Consider the following 17,820-nt stretch of genomic DNA (forward strand, 5'->3'; position numbering starts at 1 on the left):
GCAGGATGCTTTATGGATGATAACTATCGCGCGGCCGTGGACGCGGCCGCGATCTTTTCGGAAACCGACCTGCGTGGGAACATTACCTACGTCAATCAGCAGTTCTGCAGCATCTCGGGCTACAGCCGCGAGGAACTGCTGGGGGCCAATCACCGCATCCTCAATTCCGGCCTGCATGAGCCGACGTTCTTTGTCGGCATGTGGCGGGCTTTGGTCGCCGGGCGGGTGTGGAAGGGTGAAATCTGCAACCGCTCCAAGGACGGTTCGTTGTATTGGGTCGACAGCACCATGGTGCCACTGGTCGATCCGCTTTCAGGCCAGGTGCGCAAGTATGTGTCGATCCGCTTTGACGTCACCGAGAAGCGCCAGCTGCTGCATACCTTGCAGTGGCGGGTGGGCCACGATGTGCTCACCGGCCTGCCCAACCGCGCCTATCTGTCCGACCTGCTGAATCAGGCCCTGGCCTACTCGCGTCGTGAAGGTATCTCGCTGGCGGTGTGCATGCTCGACCTGGATGGTTTCAAGGCGGTCAACGACGGCTACGGGCATGCCGTGGGTGACCTGCTGCTGGTGGAAGTGGCGCAGCGCTTGAAGAGCATCCTGCGCGGTGGTGATGCCGTGGCCCGGCTGTCGGGCGACGAGTTCGTGCTGATCCTGCGCGACGTCGACGATGAGTGTCAGTTGCATGCAGCCCTGCAGCGGGTACTGCGGGCATTGGCGGCGCCTTGTGTGGTGCGTGAGCATACGCTGTCGCTCAGTGCCAGTATCGGCGTGACCCTGTACCCGCAGGATGATGAAGATGCCGACACCCTGGTGCGCCACGCCGATCAGGCCATGTATGTGGCCAAGCAGCGCGGGCGCAACCGTTACCATCTGTTCGATGTGTCGCAGGAGCAGGAGCTCAAGGCCACCCACCAGACTGTGGCGCGCGTGCGCCGGGCGCTGCGCAACCGTGAGCTGTGTCTTTATTACCAACCCAAGGTCAACCTGCGCAGTGGCAAGGTACTGGGCTTCGAGGGCTTATTGCGCTGGCAACGGCCTGGCCGTGGCGTGGTGCCGCCCGGCGATTTCCTGCCTTGGGTAGAACAGACCGACCTGATCGTCGAAATCGGCGAGTGGGTGATCGGGCAGGCGTTGAGCCAGTTGCAGGTCTGGCAGTTGCAAGGGCGGCCTTGGTCGTTGAGCGTGAATATCGCCGCGCGGCATTTGCAGCGCAGTGACTTTGCCGAGCGCTTGCAGCAGCTGCTGGCAGCGTACCCGGCGGTGGACCCGGCGCTGCTGGATCTGGAAATCGTCGAGTCAGTGGCCATCGACAACCTGCAGCACGTCAGCCGCTGCCTGGATGCCTGCCGTGCGCTGGGTGTGCGTTTCTCGCTGGACGATTTCGGCACTGGTTATTCGTCGTTGAGTTACCTGAAGCGCTTGCCGACCCAGACAATCAAGATCGACCAGTCATTCGTGCGGGACATCCTTCATGACCAGGACGACCTGGCGCTGACGGAGGCGGTGATCGGCCTGGCCCGGGCGTTTGGCCGCGAGGTGATTGCCGAGGGGCTGGAGAGTGTCGAGCACGGGCGGGTACTGATGGGCCTGGGCTGTGAGCTGGCGCAGGGTTACTGCATTGCCCGGCCGATGCCAGCCAGTGAAGTGCAAGCTTGGGCGCAGGCCTACCGGCAGCCAGTGGAGTGGCGTGACCCTTGAAGGCCATCAGCGGGCGGTGGTCTTGACCCGCACCATCAATCACGGGCAAAAAAACGGCACCTGCAAGAGGTGCCGTTTTTGCATCACGCGGTATTACTTGTGCAGTTCTTCTGCTGCATACAGCGTGTTCTCCAGCAGGCACGCCCGGGTCATCGGCCCGACGCCGCCCGGCACCGGTGTGATCCAGCCGGCGCGTGGCAAGGCAGTCTCGTAGACCACGTCGCCGACCAGCTTGCCGTCTTCCTGGCGGTTGATGCCCACGTCGATGACGATGGCGCCTTCCTTGACCCACTCACCCTTGACCAGGCCCGGCTTGCCGGCAGCCACGACCACCAGGTCGGCACGCCCGACATGGCCGGCCAGGTCCTTGGTGAAGCGGTGGCAGACGGTCACGGTGCAGCCGGCCAGCAGCAGCTCCATGGCCATCGGGCGGCCAACGATGTTGGACGCGCCGACGATCACCGCGTTCATGCCGTACAGGTCCTGGCCGGTGCTTTCCAGCAGGGTCATGATGCCTTTCGGTGTGCACGGGCGCAGCAGCGGAATACGCTGGGCCAGGCGGCCGATGTTGTACGGATGGAAGCCGTCCACATCCTTGTCCGGGCGAATGCGCTCGAGCAGCAGCGAGGCGTCCAGGTGCGCCGGCAGCGGCAGTTGCAGCAGGATGCCGTCGACGGCCGGATCGTCATTGAGACGGTCGATCAGCTCGGTCAGGGCTTGTTGCGTGGTCTCGCTGGGCAGGTCGAACGCCTGCGAAATGAAGCCGACCTCTTCGCAGTCCTTGCGCTTGTGCGAGACATAGACTTGGGAGGCGGGGTCGGTGCCGACCAGGATCACTGCCAGGCCAGGCGTGCGCAGGCCTTGCTGGCGACGCTCCACGACACGTTGAGCGATCTGCTGGCGCAGGCTGGCGGCGATAGCCTTGCCATCGATTAGGTGTGCAGTCATAGACGCGTGATTAACCATCGAGAAGGAACAATAAAGAGCGCGCATTCTCGCACGACATGGGCCAAGGGCAAAGGCGGGTGGTCGGGCAAATCCCCTAAGCCCTTAAATAATTTAAATTTTTTCGAAAAAGGTGTTGACGACTTTCGGGGTCGACTATAAGATTCGCCGCACTTGTCGGGCACAGCCTAGCACTGGTTGGCTAAGTCGGGCAGAATGAGTGGTTTAACAGTTCCTTGTTAGCGTCTCGTTCGGTTAGGCTTCAAGCTTAAGCGCCCGTAGCTCAGCTGGATAGAGCATCCGCCTTCTAAGCGGATGGTCGCAGGTTCGAGTCCTGCCGGGTGCGCCATTAGGCAGCTTTGGCAAGCAAGTAGGCTGTAATGCAATATGGTGGGCGTAGCTCAGTTGGTAGAGCGCTGGATTGTGATTCCAGTTGTCGTGGGTTCGATTCCCATCGTCCACCCCATATTCTTCAAGGGCGCCTCGATAGCATCTGGCGCCTTTGTTTTAAGCGTTACGCGGACGTGGTGAAATTGGTAGACACACTGGATTTAGGTTCCAGCGGCGCAAGCTGTAAGAGTTCGAGTCTCTTCGTCCGCACCATGCTTCTGTAAAGTTGTACCGCAAGACCGCAATATGGTGGGCGTAGCTCAGTTGGTAGAGCGCTGGATTGTGATTCCAGTTGTCGTGGGTTCGATTCCCATCGTCCACCCCATATTCCTGAAAGGCGCCTTGATCGTGAGATCGGGCGCCTTTTTGTTTTGGGTCCGCGTGGCGGTGGTGAGTCGCGTCCCGACCAAAACACCTCCTGCCCCCTTGTAATCCTCTGGTGGCACCCCAATAAAAGCTGTTAGATTTCAGCCGGTTGAAACACCGGCCCGTTTGGCCGGCAAAGGACACCACCATGATTGCGAAAGAAGCCCGTCAGGCCCTGGCGCTGCAGCGCTTTGCCGAAGCCAGTCCGCAGTTGCTCGAGGAGATCCGCGAGCTGGATGCGCGCGAGCAGGCTCAGCAGATCGAATGGGCGTTCGAGGATGCAGCCGCGGAGCAGGGTATCGAGCCTTGGGAGCTGGCGCTGCAATTGATTGCCGAGTCCCCGGAGCAGCTGCAGGCCATGCGTCTGGAAACGCACCGTGAAGTGGCCGAGGCGCTGGGGCTGGAATGGGAGGAATACTGCCAGTTCAACGAAATCGATCCTGAATAAAGGAAGCGAATGCGTTGCTGGTAGTTGTTTGACAAGGTATTTCGGCTGCAGGCCGCCCCGGGCGTCGTGCAGCCCCGATTGGAAGCAGGCTCGGCGGTGCGCCGTGCGGGCCTTTAAGTTAATCGACCGGCGTTGTTTCCCGTCGTCCCGTGTGGGGTGACTTCTGCTGCGTGACTCACTAGAATGTTTGCCCTTGATTCTGGAGTCGGGCTAACGCCGGCTAACGTCTGTGCAACGAGGAATATCCATGCAAGTTTCTGTTGAAAACACTTCCGCTCTCGAGCGCCGCATGACCATCGCCGTTCCGGCCGAGCGCGTCGAGAACGAAGTCAACAAGCGTCTGCAGCAGACTGCCAAGCGCGCCAAGATCGCGGGCTTCCGTCCTGGTAAGGTACCGATGACCGTGATCCGTCAGCGTTTCGAGGCGGACGCCCGTCAAGAGGCTTTCGGTGACCTGGTGCAGGCCTCCTTCTACGAAGCCATCGTCGAGCAGAAGCTGAACCCGGCTGGTTCCCCGGCCGTAGAGCCGAAGTCCTTCGAAAAGGGCAAGGATCTGGAATTTGTCGCCATCTTCGAAGTGTTCCCCGAGTTCACGGTTGCAGGCCTGGAGTCGATCAAGGTCGAGCGCCTGAGCGCCGAAGTGGCTGACAGCGACCTGGACAACATGCTGGAAGTGCTGCGCAAGCAGAACACCCGTTTCGAGGCCGTCGAGCGCGCTGCGCAGAACGACGACCAGGTCAACATCGACTTCGTCGGCAAGGTCGACGGTGAAGTGTTTGCCGGTGGTTCGGCCAAGGGCACCCTGCTGGTGCTGGGTTCCGGCCGCATGATCCCAGGCTTCGAAGAAGGTCTGGTTGGCGCCAAGGCTGGCGAAGAGCGCGTTGTCAACGTGACCTTCCCAGAGGACTACCAGAACCTGGACCTGGCTGGCAAAGCCGCTGAGTTCACCATCACCGTCAACAGCGTTTCGGCACCTGTACTGCCAGAACTGAACGAAGAGTTCTTCGCCCAGTTCGGCATCAAGGAATCGACGCTGGAAGGCTTCCGCGCCGAAGTCCGCAAGAACATGGAGCGTGAGCTGCGTCAGGCGATCAAGACCAAGGTCAAGAACCAGGTCATGGACGGTCTGCTGGCCGCCAACCCGATCGAAGTGCCAAAAGCCCTGCTGGAAAACGAAGTCAACCGTCTGCGCGTGCAGGCTGTTCAGCAGTTCGGTGGCAACATCAAACCTGAGCAGTTGCCAGTCGAGCTGTTCGAAGAGCAAGCCAAGCGCCGCGTTGTGCTGGGCCTGATCGTGGCCGAAGTGGTCAAGCAGTTCGAGCTGAAGCCAGACGACGCCAAGGTTCGCGAGATGATCGAAGAAATGGCTTCGGCTTATCAGGAGCCTGAGCAGGTCATCGCCTGGTACTACAAGAACGACCAGCAACTGAACGAAGTGCGTTCGGTTGTGCTGGAAGAACAAGTTGTAGATACTGTTCTGCAGAAAGCGACTGTGACCGACAAGTCGGTCTCGTACGAAGAAGCCGTTAAACCAGCCGAGGCTCCTGCCGCTGCTGAGTAACAGGCTTCTCTCGTAGGAAACCTCCACAAGCCAGCCTTCGAGCTGGCTTGTGCGTATTCAAGCCATGACTATTTGGGAGTGAGCGCAGGACATGTCCCGCAATTCTTATATTCAGCAGAGCTCTGACATCCAGGCCGCAGGCGGCCTGGTCCCGATGGTTATCGAGCAGTCCGCCCGTGGCGAACGCGCTTACGACATCTACTCGCGCCTGTTGAAGGAGCGTGTGATTTTCCTGGTTGGCCCGGTAGAGGACTACATGGCCAATCTCGTCGTTGCGCAACTGCTGTTCCTTGAGGCGGAAAACCCGGACAAGGATATCCATCTGTACATCAACTCGCCGGGCGGTTCCGTCACTGCCGGCATGTCGATCTACGACACCATGCAGTTCATCAAGCCGGACGTTTCGACCATCTGCATCGGCCAGGCCTGCAGCATGGGCGCCTTCCTGCTGGCGGCAGGTGCCAAGGGCAAGCGTCATTGCCTGCCGAACTCGCGCGTGATGATCCACCAGCCGCTGGGCGGCTTCCAGGGTCAGGCCACCGATATCGAGATCCACGCCCAGGAAATCCTCAATATCAAGGCCCGTCTGAACGAGCTGCTGGCCTATCACACCGGCCAGGACCTCGAGACCATCAAGCGTGACACCGAACGTGACAACTTCATGAGCGCCTCGCGCGCAGCCGAGTACGGCCTGATCGACTCGGTCTATGACAAGCGGCAACTGGCCTCCTGAACCGGGGGGTCAGAGCAGGTGGGCGTCGAAAGCGCCTACCTGCGGACTTGAAAAAGCCCGCAATTGCCTTCATCTTGTGTTGCAAGCCTACCGGATTGGATCGATCGAATGACTGACACCCGTAACGGCGAGGACAGCGGCAAATTGCTTTATTGCTCCTTCTGCGGCAAAAGCCAGCACGAAGTGCGCAAACTGATTGCCGGGCCCTCGGTATTTATCTGCGACGAGTGCGTCGACCTGTGCAACGACATCATCCGTGAGGAGGTGCAGGAAGCCCAGGCCGAGAGCAGCGCGCACAAATTGCCTTCGCCGAAAGAAATCAGCGGCATCCTGGACCAGTACGTCATTGGTCAGGAGCGCGCAAAGAAGGTGCTGGCCGTAGCGGTGTACAACCACTACAAGCGCCTGAACCAGCGTGACAAGAAGGGTGACGAAGTCGAACTGGGCAAGAGCAACATCCTGCTCATCGGGCCGACTGGCTCGGGCAAGACCCTGCTCGCCGAAACCCTGGCACGTCTGTTGAACGTACCGTTCACTATTGCTGACGCCACCACCCTGACCGAGGCCGGTTATGTGGGTGAGGACGTCGAGAACATCATCCAGAAGCTGTTGCAGAAGTGCGACTACGACGTTGAGAAGGCCCAGATGGGCATTGTCTACATCGACGAAATCGACAAGATCTCGCGCAAGTCGGACAACCCGTCCATCACCCGTGATGTTTCCGGTGAGGGCGTGCAGCAGGCACTGCTGAAACTGATCGAGGGCACCGTGGCCTCGGTTCCGCCGCAGGGTGGCCGTAAGCACCCGCAACAGGAGTTCCTGCAGGTTGATACCCGCAACATCCTGTTCATCTGTGGTGGTGCGTTCTCGGGCCTGGAAAAGGTCATCCAGAACCGTTCCACCAAGGGTGGCATCGGTTTTGGAGCTGAAGTGCGCAGCAAGGAAGAGGGCAAGAAGGTTGGCGAATCCCTGCGTGAGGTCGAGCCGGACGATCTGGTCAAGTTTGGCCTGATTCCGGAATTCGTCGGCCGTCTGCCGGTACTGGCTACCCTTGACGAGCTGGATGAGGCTGCGTTGATGCAGATTCTCACTGAGCCGAAGAATGCCTTGACCAAGCAGTATGCCAAGCTGTTCGAGATGGAAAGCGTTGACCTCGAGTTCCGTAGCGATGCGCTCAAGGCCGTTGCACGCAAGGCCCTGGAGCGCAAGACTGGCGCTCGTGGCCTGCGTTCGATCCTCGAAGGCGTGCTGCTCGATACCATGTACGAGATTCCTTCGAAAAAGGATGTCAGCAAGGTAGTTATCGACGAGAGCGTCATTGAGGGCACCTCGCAGCCGCTGATGATTTACGAAAACAGCGAACCGCAAGCCAAGGCCGCGCCAGACGCCTGATTCAGGCAAAGGCCGGTTCTCGGTTGCAAGCAAGATGGGGGCCTACGGGCCCCTTTCTGCTTTTCCTGAGCAAGCGCTTGTAATTTCCCAAGCGTGCCCCCACATTAGGTCCAAGCATCATTTCCACCGGTTTCCGGCCATAAGGCCGCTGTAGAGGCGAAATCATGAAGACCACCCTCGACTTGCCTCTTTTGCCATTGCGCGATGTCGTTGTTTACCCGCACATGGTTATCCCGCTGTTCGTGGGGCGTGAAAAGTCCATCGAAGCCCTCGAGGCGGCGATGACGGGCGAAAAGCAGATCCTTCTGCTGGCCCAGAAGAATCCAGCCGACGACGACCCGGGTGAGGACGCCCTGTACCGCGTCGGTACCGTTGCCACCGTGCTGCAACTGCTGAAGCTGCCTGATGGCACCGTCAAGGTGCTGGTCGAAGGCGAGCAGCGTGGTGCGGTCGAGCGCTTCTCTGAAGTTGAAGGGCACATCCGTGCCGAAGTCTCCCTCATCGACGAAACCGACACTGCCGAACGCGAGTCGGAAGTCTTCGTGCGCACGCTGCTGTCGCAGTTCGAGCAGTATGTTCAGTTGGGCAAGAAAGTGCCTGCCGAAGTGCTGTCTTCGCTGAACAGCATCGAAGAGCCAGGGCGCCTGGTCGACACCATGGCCGCGCACATGGCCCTGAAGATCGAGCAGAAGCAGGAAATTCTTGAAATCGTCGACTTGACTACCCGTGTCGAGCACGTACTGGCACTGCTGGATGCCGAAATCGACCTGCTGCAGGTCGAAAAGCGCATTCGCGGCCGGGTCAAGAAGCAGATGGAGCGCAGCCAGCGCGAGTACTACCTGAATGAGCAGATGAAGGCCATTCAGAAAGAGCTTGGCGATGGTGACGAAGGCCACAATGAAGTCGAAGAGCTGAAAAAGCGCATCGAAGCCGCAGGTCTGCCTAAAGATGCCCTGGCCAAGGCCCAGGCGGAGCTGAACAAGCTCAAGCAAATGTCTCCGATGTCGGCCGAAGCTACCGTGGTGCGCTCGTACCTCGACTGGCTGGTGCAGGTGCCGTGGAAGGCACAGAGCAAGGTGCGTCTGGACCTGACCAAGGCCGAGGAAATCCTCGATGCCGACCATTATGGCCTGGAAGAGGTCAAGGAACGCATCCTCGAGTACCTTGCCGTGCAGAAGCGCGTCAAGAAAATCCGCGGCCCGGTGCTGTGCCTGGTCGGCCCACCCGGCGTCGGCAAGACCTCGCTGGCCGAGTCGATCGCTGCCGCCACCAACCGCAAGTTCGTGCGCATGGCCCTGGGGGGCGTGCGTGACGAGGCCGAGATCCGTGGCCACCGCCGTACCTATATCGGTTCCATGCCGGGTCGCCTGATCCAGAAGATGACCAAGGTGGGCGTGCGCAACCCGTTGTTCCTGCTCGACGAGATCGACAAGATGGGCAGCGACATGCGCGGTGACCCGGCCTCGGCGCTGCTGGAAGTGCTCGACCCTGAGCAGAACCACAACTTCAACGACCACTACCTGGAGGTCGACTATGACCTCTCGGACGTGATGTTCCTGTGCACCTCGAACTCGATGAACATCCCGCCGGCGCTGCTGGACCGGATGGAAATCATCCGCCTGCCTGGTTACACCGAGGACGAGAAGATCAACATCGCGGTCAAGTACCTGGTGCCCAAGCAGGTCAAGGCCAACGGCTTGAAGAAGGAAGAGCTGGAAGTCGACGTCTCGGCGATTCGCGACATCATCCGCTACTACACCCGTGAAGCCGGTGTACGGGGCCTGGAGCGGCAAATTGCCAAGGTCTGCCGCAAGGTGGTCAAGGAACATACCGGGCAGAAGCAGGTCAAGGTCAAGGTGGCCAGCGAGCAGCTGGAGCACCTGCTGGGCGTGCGCAAGTTCCGTTATGGCCTTGCCGAGCAGCAGGACCAGATCGGCCAGGTTACCGGCCTGGCCTGGACCCAGGTGGGCGGCGAGTTGCTGACCATCGAGGCCGTGGTCATCCCCGGCAAGGGCCAGTTGATCAAGACCGGCTCGCTGGGCGATGTCATGGTCGAGTCGATTACTGCCGCGCAGACCGTGGTGCGCAGCCGCGCCCGCAGCCTGGGGATTGCCGCCGACTTCCACGAGAAGCACGACGTGCACATCCACATGCCTGAGGGCGCCACGCCGAAGGACGGCCCTAGTGCCGGTATCGGCATGTGCACCGCATTGGTGTCGGCGCTGACGCAGATTCCGGTACGTGCCGACGTGGCCATGACCGGCGAAATCACCTTGCGTGGCCAGGTATTGGCCATTGGCGGGTTGAAGGAAAAACTGCTGGCGGCACACCGTGGCGGGATCAAGACGGTGATCATTCCCGAGGAGAATGTTCGCGATCTCAAGGAGATTCCTGAAAATATCAAACAGGATCTTCAGATCAAACCGGTCAAATGGATTGACGAAGTCCTGCAAATTGCGCTGCAATACGCCCCGGAGCCCTTGCCAGATGTGGCTCCGGAGATTGTCGCGAAAGATGAAAAGCGCGACGGCGATGCCAAGGAAAGAATTAGCACGCATTAGTAGTTTTCGGCTAGGGGGCTTTCCTTGACAGTTTTTTCGAGGCCTTGCTATAAAGCGGCACGCTATTGTCGTCAGGCCGCCCAGCACACGTTTCATAAGCTTTTCATTACATACTTAGAAACAAACTCAATAGAGAAATAAGGGGACTTAGAGTGAACAAGTCGGAACTGATTGACGCTATCGCCGCATCTGCTGACATCCCGAAAGCTGTAGCCGGCCGTGCGCTGGACGCAGTCATCGAATCCGTCACCGGCGCCCTGAAGCAAGGTGACGATGTGGTACTGGTTGGCTTTGGTACTTTCTCGGTCAAGGAGCGCGCCGAGCGTACCGGCCGCAACCCGCAAACCGGCAAGGCCATCAAGATCGAAGCCGCCAAGGTTCCAGGTTTCAAGGCAGGCAAAGGCCTGAAAGACGCCGTCAACTAAGTCGTCTTTCAGCCGGGCCCGGCCTGGCCTGGTCCGAGCACGGTGATGGCGGGGCGCAAACGTTCCCGCCTGACACGTTTGCTAAGAAAAGGCGCATCCTCGGATGCGCCTTTCTTTTATCAGGATTCTACCCACGCTCCGCGGTTGTCGACGCAGTGGTACAGCCGTTTCTGGGGGACGCATGCTGCAAAATATCAGGGACAATTCACAAGGTTGGATTGCCAAGACCATCATCGGCCTTATCGTCGTGTTGATGGCATTGACCGGTTTCGAAGCCATTTTTCAGGCCGCCACTCATAGCCAGGACGCCGCCAAGGTGAACGGCCAGACCATCAGCCAGAACGAACTGAGCCAGGCGGCCGAGATGCAGCGCCGTCAACTGATGCAACAGTTGGGCAAGGATTTCGACCCGGCGCTGCTGGATGACAAGTTGCTGCGTGAAGAAGCACTCAAGGGGCTGATCAGCCGCAAGCTGCTGCTACAAGGCGCTGAAGATGCCAAGTTCGCTTTCTCTGACGCCGCACTGGATCAGGTGATCTTGCAGACCCCTGAATTCCAGGTGGACGGCAAGTTCAGCGCTGAGCGTTTCGATCAGGTGATCCGCCAGATGGGCTACGGCCGCATGCAGTTCCGCGAGATGCTTGGCGAGGAAATGCTCATCGGCCAACTGCGCACCGGCCTGGCCGGTAGCAGCTTCGTCACCGATCAGCAGGTCGATGCCTTTGCTCGCCTGGAAAAGCAGACCCGCGACTTCGCCTCCCTGACCTTCAAGGCCGACCCGGCCGCAGTCAAGGTCAGCGACGAAGAGGTCAAGGCGCACTACGACCAGCACGCCAAGGAGTTCATGTCGCCTGACCAGGTCGTGATCGACTACATAGAGCTGAAGAAGTCGGCCTTCTTCGACCAGGTCAAAGTGACCGACGAAGAGCTCAAGGCTCAGTACGAGAAGGAAATCGCCAACCTGGCTGAACAGCGTCATGCCGCGCACATTCTCATCGAGGTCAACGACAAGGTCACCGACGCCCAGGCCAAGGCCCGCGCCGAAGAGATCGAGCAGCGTCTGGCCAAGGGTGAGGACTTTGCCGCACTGGCCAAGGAGTTCTCCCAGGACCCAGGCTCCGCCAACAGCGGTGGTGACCTCGGCTTCGCCGGCCCGGGCGTCTACGACCCGGCCTTCGAAGAGGCGCTGTACAAGCTTCAGGATGGCCAGGTATCTGCTCCGGTGCGCACCGAGTTTGGCTACCATCTGATCAAGCTGCTGGGCGTGCAGGCGCCAGAAGTACCGAGCTTCGCCAGCTTGAAGGACAAGCTGACCCGTGATCTGAAGATGCCGCTGGTCGAGCAGCGTTATGTCGACGCCAGCAAGCAGTTGCAGGATGCTGCCTACGAGGCTTCCGACCTGGCTCAGCCGGCCCAGGACCTGAACCTCAAGGTACACACCTCCGCCGCCTTCGGCCGCGAGGGTGGTGAAGGCATTACGGCGAACCGTTCGGTGGTGCAGGCTGCGTTCTCTGAAGAAGTGCTGGATGAGGGTGCCAACAGCAACGCCATCGAGCTCGACCCTGAGACCACCGTGGTGCTGCGCGTCAAGGAGCACCGCAAGCCAGAGCAACTGCCGCTGGAAGCAGTGGCCAAGAACATCAGGGAGCACCTGGCCAAAGAGAAGGCGACTGCCGAGCTCAAGGCCAAGGCGGACAAGCTGATTGCCGGCCTGCGCGACGGTTCCATCGCAGCAGGCAGCGTGCACGAAGGGCAAGGCTGGAAAGCCTATGAAGCCGTCACCCGTGGTGAGGACGGTATTGATCCGGTCGAACTGCAGGCACTGTTCCGTCTGGGCAAACCGCAAGCCAAGGACAAGCCTGTTTACGGCAGTGTAGTGCTGCGTGACGGTAGCCTGGTGGTGTTGCAGCTCAAGGGTGTGAACGAAGGCGCTACCGCCACCGACGAAGAGAAGCAGCAGATTCGCCGCTACCTCGCGTCACGTGCTGGCCAGCAGGACTTTGCCGCTTACCGCAAACAGCTGGAAGCCAATGCAGACATCACTCGTTACTAAGGTGTTCGTTGCATGAAGAAACAGGCCGCTTCGTGCGGCCTGTTTCGTTTTCGCCAGCCGCGCGGATGGTGATTGTCGAAGACCACACCGCCTCAGGGGCGGCGCCGACCAGGTTCTACCGCTTCACCCCTTCATAACTATCCAGCGTATCGCGTGCAATCTCTCGCCCCAGGGCGATCAGCTCCGGCGCCTTGTAGAACTCGAAAAACCGGCACACCCGCTTGGGCACGTTGATCAGCACATCCGGTGGATAGCCGGCAATCTTGTACTGTGCCAACGAAGTCTGCATGACCTCGAAGCTCTGGTTGATCAAGTCCAGCAGCGAGGCCGGCCCCACGTTGTCGATGATGAAAGAACCGGTGGCCGACTTAGGCGCGCCCTCGCGCTCCGGGGCCGCCGCTGATTGCTGGCTTTCCGGGTCGGCGCTGTCGGTCAGCCACGGGCTTGGTGGTGCCAACCCTTCGGCGACGATTTCCTTTTCGATGCGGATCAGCTCTTCCGCCGGTTTACGCCGGAATGGCAAGCGTGAGCCCAGCGAGCTCAGCAAGGCGTCAAAACGCATCTTGAAGGCCGCCGGACGCTCGATCACCGGCAACTGGTACTGCTTCTGGTTGGTGGCGTTAAGGTTGACTGCGATGATCAGGTCGCAATGGCTGGACACCACAGGCACGATTGGCAGCGGGTTGAGAATGCCGCCGTCGACAAGCATACGGTTGCCTTGCATCACCGGCGTGAACAGGCTGGGAATGGCCGCCGAGGCACGCATGGCCTGGTGCAGGCAACCCTCCTGGAACCAGATTTCCTGCTGGTTGGTTAGGTCGGCGGCCACTGCGGTGTAGGGGATGCGCAGTTGCTCGATGTTTATCTCGCCGACGATCTTGCGGATCTGCCCGAACACCTTGTCGCCGCGAATCGCACCGAGGCGAAAGCTGACGTCGACCAGGCGCAGCACATCCAGGTAGTCGAGGCTCTCGATCCAGTTGCGATAGTCGTCCAGCTTGCCAGCGGCATATATACCGCCAATCACCGCACCCATGGAACACCCCGCAACGCATGCTATGTCGTAGCCGCGGCGCTCGATTTCCTCTATTACGCCGATGTGCGCATACCCTCGGGCTCCGCCCGACCCCAGTACCAGTGCCACACGTTTACTCATGAACATTCCCCGGCCAGTGCCATCATGGTCCTACAATGCACCCATCGCTGCCTGTGCTTCAATGTAGATCGTGCTGAGCTACTGTAATAAAACTGGCCAGGCAACGCCGGCCGGGCATGGCACTTTCCAGCTGTCGGCGCGTCGAACAGCCACCGTTCTTCCATAGAGGTATTACTGATGAAAGCCTGGATTTGCCTTCCACTGATTGCCTTGGCCCTTGCTGGCTGCGCGGGCAAGACGGCCTACCGTGACAGCTGCGCGACCCAGCTGGATGCCGCCTGGAAGGAGCTGGATCTGGCCAAGGCCGAAGGCTTCGCCGGTGCCGTCAGTTACTCCAAAGCCTTGTCTTTGCTGACGGGGGCCAAGACCCAGCAGCAGTTCGAAGGCTTTGAAAGCTGTACCCGCAAAGCCGAAAAGGCCCGCTTCTACATTCGTGAATCTCGCGCCGGGCGCTGATCAGGGAGCATCGTATGTCTGCCATGCTCGACCATGTAGTTGTCCAGATACTGACCTTGCAGGTGCGGTTGCTGGCCTGTCGTGAACGCCTGGCTGCCAATACCGACAGCGAAGCCTTGCACGACCTGCGTGTCACCTTGCGGCGCCTGCGCAGTCTGTTGAGGCCGCTGCGTGGGCTGCCCGGCGTGGAGCAGCTCGAGGATGCTGCAAGGTCGCTGGGTACCCTTACCACGCCCTTGCGTGATCGCGAGGTAGTGGCGGCCGAGCTGATCGGACGCGGTCATGCGGCAGCCGGGCAGCGGCGTCTGCAGGGGCGTGACAGGACCTTCGCCAGCGTCGCTGCCAGCCCACAGCTGGCAAGGGTATTGGCGATTCTCGACGCCTTTCCATTGTTCCTGCGGGCGGCGGGCCGGGAGGGGTTGGTCAAGTCGCTGGGCAAGCGCATCGACAAGCGTCTGGTCAAGCAGTGGCGCAAGTTGTACGAAGCGTTGCAGGACCCGGCCCACGATCGCCACCGCCTGCGTTTGCTGATCAAGCGTGCGCGGTATGGTGATGAGGCCTACCCGCAACTCGATCACGCTGGGAAAAAACTGCAACGTCTGCTGAAAAAGGCACAGGGCGACCTGGGCGATTGGCACGACCGCCTGCAATGGCTGCTGCAAGCGCGTGACCAGGCCGACCTGCTCCCCTGCAGGGCCGATTGGGAGCAGGAACTGCATGAGGCGGAGCGTCAGTCAGATATGACGCTGGACGCCCTGCAACAGGCACTGACGCGGCGCTATCACGGAAAATGACCGATATGCGGGCTGATTCCCCGGGGTTTGCTGGCTAGGATGAGCGGACCTTTTCCTTTGCAGGCAGGAGCCGGCCAATGAATTTCAACCAACTGCTCGACGCCGTGCGGGCCAACCCGGATTCCGTCAGCATCCCGCCCAGTTGGGCCCAGGGGCGCGCTGCTTTTGGCGGCTTGATGGCGGCCATGGTGTATGAATCCATGCGCCTCAAGATCTGCGACAACCGCCCGGTACGCTCATTGGCCATCAGCTTTGTGGCACCCGCGGCGGCGGATGTACCCATCCGCTTCGAGGTGGAGGTTTTGCGCGAAGGCAAGGCGGTTAGCACGCTGCTGGGCCGCGCCGTTCAGGCTGGCCAGGTGGTGACCTTGGTGCAGGGCAATTTCGGTGCGGGCCGGCCTTCGGTGGTGGAAGTGCCGGCGTTACCGGCCATAGAAATGCCTGCGCTCGACGAGGCGGCCCCGGAGTTGCCCTATATCAAAGGCGTTACCCCTGAGTTCATGCGGCATGTTGCCCTGCGCTGGGCAGTGGGCGGGTTGCCGTTCAGTGGCAATCAGTCACGCAGGATGGGCGGTTGGGTACGCTTGCGGGATGTGCTGGAAGAACCGGTGAGCGAGGCGCACGTGCTGGCGTTGGTCGATGCCTGGCCGCCCAGCCTTATGCCGTTTCTCAAGCAGCCCGCTGCGGGCAGTACGCTGACCTGGACCATCGAGTTCATCCAGCCAACAGCGAAGCTGTCGACCCTGGATTGGTGTCGGTACTGCGTGGAGACCGAGCATGCGCGGGATGGCTATGGGCACGCTGCTGCGGCGTTGTGGACGGCGCAGGGCGAGTTGTTGGCGTTGAGCCGGCAGACCGTCACCGTTTTCGCCTGACCCTTGCAAGGCTGCTCACAAGGAGTGCTCCGGCAACTGACTCAGTGTCGGTGCTTGTGCCGCTCCCGCCAGGCCTTCCACCAGGCCCCGCTCAGCACGAAGCGCGGAAAGGTGATGAACTGCTCGGTCAGTAAGCGCTGCACGGCATCCTGGCGGTTGGCGAACGGCTCGGGCTGCTCGGCTTCAAGGCGGTGCCCTTGGCGCTGCAGGCCCAGCGCGGCGACCAGGGCAATCACACCCACCGCGATCTGGCCGAGGTCGAAACCGAACAGGCCGGACAGCACCAGTAGTGTCCCCAGAATGAACAGCGGAACAGCAATCAGGTGCAGTACCAGGTTGGCCGGGTGGCGGTGATTGTGGTGATAGCCGCGCCATTGCCAGGCGGGAAGATTGGGCAGGCGTTTGCTCATGGGGATTTCCTCTCGGTCATGCCCAAAGCTTAGTGCGGCCCCCGAGTGGGGGCCAATCGAGGCTAGCTATGCTGACTATAGCTTGAGCTGGCCAATGGCCTTGTTAAGCTCGCCGGCCAGGGTCGCCAGTTCGCTGCTGGTAGTCGCCGAACCGACCGTCTGCTGCACGGTCCGCTCGGTGACATCGCGGATGCTGACCACCGCGCGGTTCATTTCCTCGGCTACCTGGCTTTGCTGCTCGGCCGCTACAGCGATCTGGGTATTGCTTTCGCGCATCTGCGCCACGGCACCGGTAATTTCAGCCAGCGCCTCACCGGCTTCCTGTGCCTGACGCACGCAGTCGTCGGCCTTGTACGAGCTTTCCTGCATGAACTCCACCGCATCGCGGGTACCCGACTGCAGGGCCGAAACCATGGTAGTGATTTCATCCGTGGAGGTTTGCACGCGTTTGGCCAGGTTGCGCACTTCATCGGCCACCACGGCAAAGCCTCGGCCGAGGTCGCCGGCGCGCGCGGCTTCGATGGCAGCATTGAGCGCCAGCAAGTTGGTCTGTTCGGCAATACTGTGGATCACACTGACTACACCGTTGATCTTCTGACTGTCTTCGGCTAGCTGTCGAATCATCTCGGCAGTTTGCTGCACGCCGCTGGAAAGCCCGGAAATCGAATCCTGCACTCGGCTGACCACCGCTTGGCCGCTGCCGGCCAAGGTGTCGGCGGTTTGTGACAAATCGCGGGTGGCACCGGCGTGCTGGGCGATGTGGTGCACGGTCGCCGACATTTCGTTGATGGCAGTGGCGGCCTGGTCGGTTTCACTCTGCTGGCCGAGCATGCCATGGCGTACGTCGCTCATGCTGGCGGCCAGGCGTGCAGCGCCCGAGTCCAGTTGTGCTGCGCTGTGGGCGACGGTGCTGACCACGCGGTGATAGGTGGACTGCATGGCGTTGAAGGCCCCGGCCATCTGGCCGACCTCGTCGCCACTGGCCAGTGGTACGCGGGCCGACAGGTCGCCGGTTTTTTCCACGTGTAGCATCACGTCCTTGAGGGTGTTGAGCTGGCTGAGCAGGAAGCGGATCAGCAGTTGGGAGGCGCCGAGCATGGCCAGCATCAGGATCAGTACACACACCGCGTAATTGCTGAAGCGATCGAAGAAAACCTGACGCAGACTGGGGGACTGAGCCAGCACAGCCAACTGCTGGTCGCCGTTGCGCAGCACCTGTGCGCCACGCAGCGGGTTTTCACCGAGGATCCAGGCGCTCGGCAGTTCTACCCAGCCTTGGGTGTTGCGCAGGGCATCGAGCGCCTCCCCGGCGTAGGTTGGCGTTTGCCCTGTTGACCAACTGATGACGTTGGCCGGGCGTGGCAGTGCTTGCCCGGCTGGCCAGGCGGCCAGCAACTGAGCTTGTGCGGCCGCCTGGCTCTGAGCCGCCTCGGCACGTGCGCGTTGCTCCAGGTGCACGGCGTACAGCACCAGCAGCAAGGTGGTGACAAAGGCCACTGCGTTGACGGCCCAGAATTTGTACTTCAGGGAAACATTGCTAAGCCAGGCACCCAT

At 60.6% G+C, this 17,820-nt stretch carries 15 protein-coding genes and 4 tRNA genes; 15 read left to right on the top strand and 4 right to left on the bottom strand.

Going from position 1 to position 17,820, the window contains the following annotated elements; all coding sequences use genetic code 11:
* Positions 1-12: 12 nt before the first annotated feature.
* Complete coding sequence (locus tag ACF8RA_RS14630) at positions 13-1,701, top strand: bifunctional diguanylate cyclase/phosphodiesterase (protein ID WP_176683956.1); 1,689 nt, start codon at positions 13-15, stop codon at positions 1,699-1,701.
* A 93-nt stretch (positions 1,702-1,794) separates the two neighbouring features.
* Here ACF8RA_RS14630 and folD read toward each other — a convergent pair whose 3' ends face one another.
* The gene (gene folD / locus ACF8RA_RS14635) at positions 1,795-2,649 is read right to left on the bottom strand and encodes a bifunctional methylenetetrahydrofolate dehydrogenase/methenyltetrahydrofolate cyclohydrolase FolD (RefSeq protein WP_003250234.1); all 855 of its coding nucleotides are present in this window, start codon (positions 2,647-2,649) and stop codon (positions 1,795-1,797) included.
* 269 nt (positions 2,650-2,918) lie between these two features.
* On the opposite strand from folD, the gene ACF8RA_RS14640 reads away from it, so the two are divergent.
* The 11 genes from ACF8RA_RS14640 (at position 2,919) to ACF8RA_RS14690 (ending at position 12,575) form a co-directional block, all read left to right on the top strand.
* A tRNA-Arg gene (locus tag ACF8RA_RS14640) sits at positions 2,919-2,995 on the top strand.
* Between the two features lie 41 nt (positions 2,996-3,036).
* Positions 3,037-3,112, top strand: a tRNA-His gene (locus tag ACF8RA_RS14645).
* A gap of 52 nt (positions 3,113-3,164) precedes the next feature.
* Positions 3,165-3,249 (top strand) — tRNA-Leu (locus ACF8RA_RS14650).
* Positions 3,250-3,285: 36 nt separating this feature from the next.
* A tRNA-His gene (locus ACF8RA_RS14655) sits at positions 3,286-3,361 on the top strand.
* 189 nt (positions 3,362-3,550) lie between these two features.
* Entirely contained in the window at positions 3,551-3,850 is a 300-nt protein-coding gene (locus ACF8RA_RS14660) for a DUF6388 family protein (protein WP_176683955.1), read from the top strand.
* 247 nt (positions 3,851-4,097) lie between these two features.
* The gene (gene tig, locus ACF8RA_RS14665) at positions 4,098-5,411 is read left to right on the top strand and encodes a trigger factor (RefSeq protein WP_103444061.1); all 1,314 of its coding nucleotides are present in this window, start codon (positions 4,098-4,100) and stop codon (positions 5,409-5,411) included.
* 91 nt (positions 5,412-5,502) lie between these two features.
* Positions 5,503-6,144 carry an ATP-dependent Clp endopeptidase proteolytic subunit ClpP gene (clpP, locus tag ACF8RA_RS14670; RefSeq protein ID WP_003259400.1) on the top strand — a complete coding sequence of 214 codons (642 nt, stop codon included), beginning with the start codon at positions 5,503-5,505 and terminating at the stop codon, positions 6,142-6,144.
* A gap of 108 nt (positions 6,145-6,252) precedes the next feature.
* On the top strand, positions 6,253-7,536 hold the full coding sequence (gene clpX / locus ACF8RA_RS14675; RefSeq protein WP_003250242.1) for an ATP-dependent Clp protease ATP-binding subunit ClpX: 1,284 nt from the start codon (positions 6,253-6,255) through the stop codon (positions 7,534-7,536).
* A 164-nt stretch (positions 7,537-7,700) separates the two neighbouring features.
* The gene (gene lon, locus ACF8RA_RS14680; protein ID WP_176683954.1) at positions 7,701-10,097 is read left to right on the top strand and encodes an endopeptidase La; all 2,397 of its coding nucleotides are present in this window, start codon (positions 7,701-7,703) and stop codon (positions 10,095-10,097) included.
* A 152-nt stretch (positions 10,098-10,249) separates the two neighbouring features.
* Complete coding sequence (gene hupB / locus ACF8RA_RS14685) at positions 10,250-10,522, top strand: nucleoid-associated protein HU-beta (protein WP_003250246.1); 273 nt, start codon at positions 10,250-10,252, stop codon at positions 10,520-10,522.
* 181 nt (positions 10,523-10,703) lie between these two features.
* Positions 10,704-12,575 carry a SurA N-terminal domain-containing protein gene (locus tag ACF8RA_RS14690; RefSeq protein ID WP_339443603.1) on the top strand — a complete coding sequence of 624 codons (1,872 nt, stop codon included), beginning with the start codon at positions 10,704-10,706 and terminating at the stop codon, positions 12,573-12,575.
* A gap of 115 nt (positions 12,576-12,690) precedes the next feature.
* On the opposite strand, the gene ACF8RA_RS14695 is transcribed toward ACF8RA_RS14690, so the two are convergent.
* Positions 12,691-13,731 carry a patatin-like phospholipase family protein gene (locus ACF8RA_RS14695; RefSeq protein ID WP_176683952.1) on the bottom strand — a complete coding sequence of 347 codons (1,041 nt, stop codon included), beginning with the start codon at positions 13,729-13,731 and terminating at the stop codon, positions 12,691-12,693.
* A 177-nt stretch (positions 13,732-13,908) separates the two neighbouring features.
* On the opposite strand from ACF8RA_RS14695, the gene ACF8RA_RS14700 reads away from it, so the two are divergent.
* The 3 genes from ACF8RA_RS14700 to ACF8RA_RS14710 all read left to right on the top strand — a co-directional run bounded on the left by ACF8RA_RS14700 (position 13,909) and on the right by ACF8RA_RS14710 (position 15,856).
* Positions 13,909-14,187, top strand: a complete 279-nt coding sequence (locus ACF8RA_RS14700; protein ID WP_176683951.1) for a hypothetical protein — start codon at positions 13,909-13,911, stop codon at positions 14,185-14,187.
* A gap of 14 nt (positions 14,188-14,201) precedes the next feature.
* On the top strand, positions 14,202-14,981 hold the full coding sequence (locus ACF8RA_RS14705) for a CHAD domain-containing protein (RefSeq protein ID WP_176683950.1): 780 nt from the start codon (positions 14,202-14,204) through the stop codon (positions 14,979-14,981).
* Between the two features lie 77 nt (positions 14,982-15,058).
* On the top strand, positions 15,059-15,856 hold the full coding sequence (locus ACF8RA_RS14710) for an acyl-CoA thioesterase II (protein WP_209964873.1): 798 nt from the start codon (positions 15,059-15,061) through the stop codon (positions 15,854-15,856).
* Between the two features lie 41 nt (positions 15,857-15,897).
* Here ACF8RA_RS14710 and ACF8RA_RS14715 read toward each other — a convergent pair whose 3' ends face one another.
* Positions 15,898-16,266: an Mpo1-like protein gene (locus ACF8RA_RS14715; protein WP_176683948.1), complete on the bottom strand. Its 369-nt coding sequence runs from the start codon at positions 16,264-16,266 to the stop codon at positions 15,898-15,900.
* A gap of 75 nt (positions 16,267-16,341) precedes the next feature.
* Positions 16,342-17,820, bottom strand: coding sequence for a methyl-accepting chemotaxis protein (locus tag ACF8RA_RS14720; RefSeq protein WP_176683947.1), 1,479 nt, complete (start codon positions 17,818-17,820; stop codon positions 16,342-16,344).

This window comes from Pseudomonas sp. FYR_5 (assembly GCF_043106315.1).
Classification (GTDB): domain Bacteria; phylum Pseudomonadota; class Gammaproteobacteria; order Pseudomonadales; family Pseudomonadaceae; genus Aquipseudomonas; species Aquipseudomonas putida_Y.